Genomic DNA, 4,191 nt, shown 5'->3' with positions numbered 1-4,191 from the left:
ACTTTCCAGAGATGGATTGGTGCCTTCGGGAACTCTGACACAGGTGCTGCATGGCTGTCGTCAGCTCGTGTCGTGAGATGTTGGGTTAAGTCCCGTAACGAGCGCAACCCTTGTCCCTAGTTACCAGCACTTCGGGTGGGCACTCTAGGGAGACTGCCGGTGACAAACCGGAGGAAGGTGGGGATGACGTCAAGTCATCATGGCCCTTACGGCCAGGGCTACACACGTGCTACAATGGGGGATACAAAGGGTTGCCAAGCCGCGAGGTGGAGCTAATCCCATAAAGTCTCTCGTAGTCCGGATTGGAGTCTGCAACTCGACTCCATGAAGTCGGAATCGCTAGTAATCGTGGATCAGAATGCCACGGTGAATACGTTCCCGGGCCTTGTACACACCGCCCGTCACACCATGGGAGTGGGTTGCACCAGAAGTAGCTAGTCTAACCTTCGGGAGGACGGTTACCACGGTGTGATTCATGACTGGGGTGAAGTCGTAACAAGGTAGCCGTAGGGGAACCTGCGGCTGGATCACCTCCTTAATCGATAGATCACCACGCTTCAAGCACCCACACGAATTACTTGATTCCGCGATAGATGGCGAAAAGGTCTGTAGCCTGGCCACTAGTGTTACAGGTTGCCCGAGACGATTGGGTCTGTAGCTCAGTTGGTTAGAGCGCACCCCTGATAAGGGTGAGGTCGGCAGTTCGAATCTGCCCAGACCCACCAAATTTTCCTTATGCCGCGTTATTCAAGCGCTCATGTGCCAAAGCACACTACGCACTTGAATGCCTTGCCTAAGAAAAATTGCCAGTTGTCATGGGTAGCTTACCTGTAGAGTTTTAACGCAGGATTTTTTGTTGATGGCAAGGCGCGCGCCGGAACGAATGAAGGAGCATACTGCTGTATGTGACTGAATGAGTGACAAGCGCAACGCAGCAAGCAGCAAAAAAGACCAGTTAAAAGGGGCCATAGCTCAGCTGGGAGAGCGCCTGCCTTGCACGCAGGAGGTCAGCGGTTCGATCCCGCTTGGCTCCACCAGTTTCCGTTTCGCCACAGAGTTCATACATGAGTCATTCGATTGAATGCCTGATGTCTGATCTCTGATCAGTTCGCTCTTTAAAAATGTGGAAAAGTGATAGAAGTAAGACTGGCATGAGCCGTGTTTCACTGCACGGTCCATGCCCAAGGTAACTTGTAATCTCAAGTGCAAGTTCCGGATTGTCGTTTACATCATGCAGACCAGGGCTCTGGCAATCCATTGGATTGTTTGGGGTTATATGGTCAAGTGAATAAGCGCATACGGTGGATGCCTTGGCAGTCAGAGGCGATGAAAGACGTGGTAGCCTGCGATAAGCGTTGGGGAGGTGGCAAACGACCTTTGATCCAGCGATCTCTGAATGGGGAAACCCACCTGGCACAAGCCAGGTATCACACACTCAATACATAGGTGTGTGAGGCGAACCGGGGGAACTGAAACATCTAAGTACCCCGAGGAAAAGAAATCAACCGAGATTCCCCAAGTAGTGGCGAGCGAACGGGGAGCAGCCCTTAAGCGGTTTTGAGTTTAGTGGAACACTCTGGAAAGTGTGGCCATAGTGGGTGATAGCCCCGTACACGAAAGACTCATAGCCGTGAAATCGAGTAGGTCGGCGCACGTGAAACGTTGACTGAACATGGGGGGACCATCCTCCAAGGCTAAATACTCCTGACTGACCGATAGTGAACCAGTACCGTGAGGGAAAGGCGAAAAGAACCCCTGTGAGGGGAGTGAAATAGAACCTGAAACCGTATGCGTACAAGCAGTGGGAGCCGACTTGTTCGGTGACTGCGTACCTTTTGTATAATGGGTCAGCGACTTATATTCAGTGGCGAGCTTAACCGTCTAGGGGAGGCGTAGGGAAACCGAGTCTTAATAGGGCGTTTAGTCGCTGGGTATAGACCCGAAACCGGGCGATCTATCCATGAGCAGGTTGAAGGTGCCGTAACAGGCACTGGAGGACCGAACCCACTCCCGTTGAAAAGGTAGGGGATGACTTGTGGATAGGAGTGAAAGGCTAATCAAGCTCGGAGATAGCTGGTTCTCCTCGAAAGCTATTTAGGTAGCGCCTCGTGTATCACCACCGGGGGTAGAGCACTGTTTGGGCTAGGGGGTCATCCCGACTTACCAACCCCATGCAAACTCCGAATACCGGTGAGTGCGAGCACGGGAGACACACGGCGGGTGCTAACGTCCGTCGTGAAAAGGGAAACAACCCAGACCGTCAGCTAAGGTCCCAAAGTCATGGTTAAGTGGGAAACGATGTGGGAAGGCTTAGACAGCTAGGAGGTTGGCTTAGAAGCAGCCATCCTTTAAAGAAAGCGTAATAGCTCACTAGTCGAGTCGGCCTGCGCGGAAGATGTAACGGGGCTAAACCATGCACCGAAGCTACGGGTGCATCCTTATGGATGTGCGGTAGAGGAGCGTTCTGTAAGCCTGTGAAGGTCAATTGAGAAGTTGGCTGGAGGTATCAGAAGTGCGAATGCTGACATGAGTAACGACAAAGGGAGTGAAAAACTCCCTCGCCGGAAGACCAAGGGTTCCTGCGCAACGTTAATCGACGCAGGGTGAGTCGACCCCTAAGGCGAGGCCGAAAGGCGTAGTCGATGGGAAACGGGTTAATATTCCCGTACTTCTGGTTACTGCGATGGGGGGACGGAGAAGGCTAGGCCAGCACGGCGTTGGTTGTCCGTGTTCAAGGTGGTAGGCCGAGATCTCAGGCAAATCCGGGATCTCAAGGCCGAGAACTGATAACGACCCTTCTTTTGAAGGGGAAGTGGTTGATGCCATGCTTCCAGGAAAAGCCTCTAAGCTTCAGGTAACCAGAAATCGTACCCCAAACCGACACAGGTGGTCAGGTAGAGAATACCAAGGCGCTTGAGAGAACTCGGGTGAAGGAACTAGGCAAAATGGCACCGTAACTTCGGGAGAAGGTGCGCCGGCCAGGGTGAAGGACTTGCTCCGTAAGCCCCGGCTGGTCGAAGATACCAGGCCGCTGCAACTGTTTATTAAAAACATAGCACTCTGCAAACACGAAAGTGGACGTATAGGGTGTGACGCCTGCCCGGTGCCGGAAGGTTAATTGATGGGGTTAGCGCAAGCGAAGCTCTTGATCGAAGCCCCGGTAAACGGCGGCCGTAACTATAACGGTCCTAAGGTAGCGAAATTCCTTGTCGGGTAAGTTCCGACCTGCACGAATGGCGTAATGATGGCGGCGCTGTCTCCACCCGAGACTCAGTGAAATTGAAATCGCTGTGAAGATGCAGTGTATCCGCGGCTAGACGGAAAGACCCCGTGAACCTTTACTATAGCTTTGCACTGGACTTTGAATTTGCTTGTGTAGGATAGGTGGGAGGCTTTGAAGCGTGGACGCCAGTTCGCGTGGAGCCAACCTTGAAATACCACCCTGGCACGTTTGAGGTTCTAACTCTGGTCCGTTATCCGGATCGAGGACAGTGTATGGTGGGTAGTTTGACTGGGGCGGTCTCCTCCTAAAGAGTAACGGAGGAGTACGAAGGTGCGCTCAGCACGGTCGGAAATCGTGCGTAGAGTATAAAGGCAAAAGCGCGCTTGACTGCGAGACCAACACGTCGAGCAGGTACGAAAGTAGGTCTTAGTGATCCGGTGGTTCTGTATGGAAGGGCCATCGCTCAACGGATAAAAGGTACTCCGGGGATAACAGGCTGATACCGCCCAAGAGTTCATATCGACGGCGGTGTTTGGCACCTCGATGTCGGCTCATCACATCCTGGGGCTGAAGCCGGTCCCAAGGGTATGGCTGTTCGCCATTTAAAGTGGTACGCGAGCTGGGTTTAGAACGTCGTGAGACAGTTCGGTCCCTATCTGCCGTGGACGTTTGAGATTTGAGAGGGGCTGCTCCTAGTACGAGAGGACCGGGGTGGACGAACCTCTGGTGTTCCGGTTGTGTCGCCAGACGCATTGCCGGGTAGCTACGTTCGGAAACGATAACCGCTGAAAGCATCTAAGCGGGAAGCGTGCCTCAAGATGAGATCTCACCGGGGACTTGATCCCCCTGAAGGGCCGTCGAAGACTACGACGTTGATAGGCTGGGTGTGTAAGCGTTGTGAGGCGTTGAGCTAACCAGTACTAATTGCCCGTGTGGCTTGACCATATAACACCCAAGCAATCCGGGTC

At 53.2% G+C, this 4,191-nt stretch carries 2 tRNA genes and 2 rRNA genes; all 4 read left to right on the top strand.

Going from position 1 to position 4,191, the window contains the following annotated elements:
• Positions 1–538, top strand: a 16S ribosomal RNA gene (locus VF673_RS14920); the annotation flags it as partial.
• 110 nt (positions 539–648) lie between these two features.
• A tRNA-Ile gene (locus VF673_RS14915) sits at positions 649–725 on the top strand.
• A gap of 236 nt (positions 726–961) precedes the next feature.
• Positions 962–1,037 (top strand) — tRNA-Ala (locus VF673_RS14910).
• A 241-nt stretch (positions 1,038–1,278) separates the two neighbouring features.
• Positions 1,279–4,168: ribosomal RNA gene (locus tag VF673_RS14905) — 23S ribosomal RNA — on the top strand.
• The last annotated feature ends 23 nt before the right edge of the window (positions 4,169–4,191 follow it).

Origin of the sequence: Halopseudomonas sp. Lyrl_26 (assembly GCF_051948695.1) — a bacterium.
Classification (GTDB): Bacteria; Pseudomonadota; Gammaproteobacteria; order Pseudomonadales; family Pseudomonadaceae; genus Halopseudomonas; species Halopseudomonas formosensis.
Note: the sequence above shows the minus strand (reverse complement) of the source record. Positions and strands in the feature narration are given on the sequence as shown.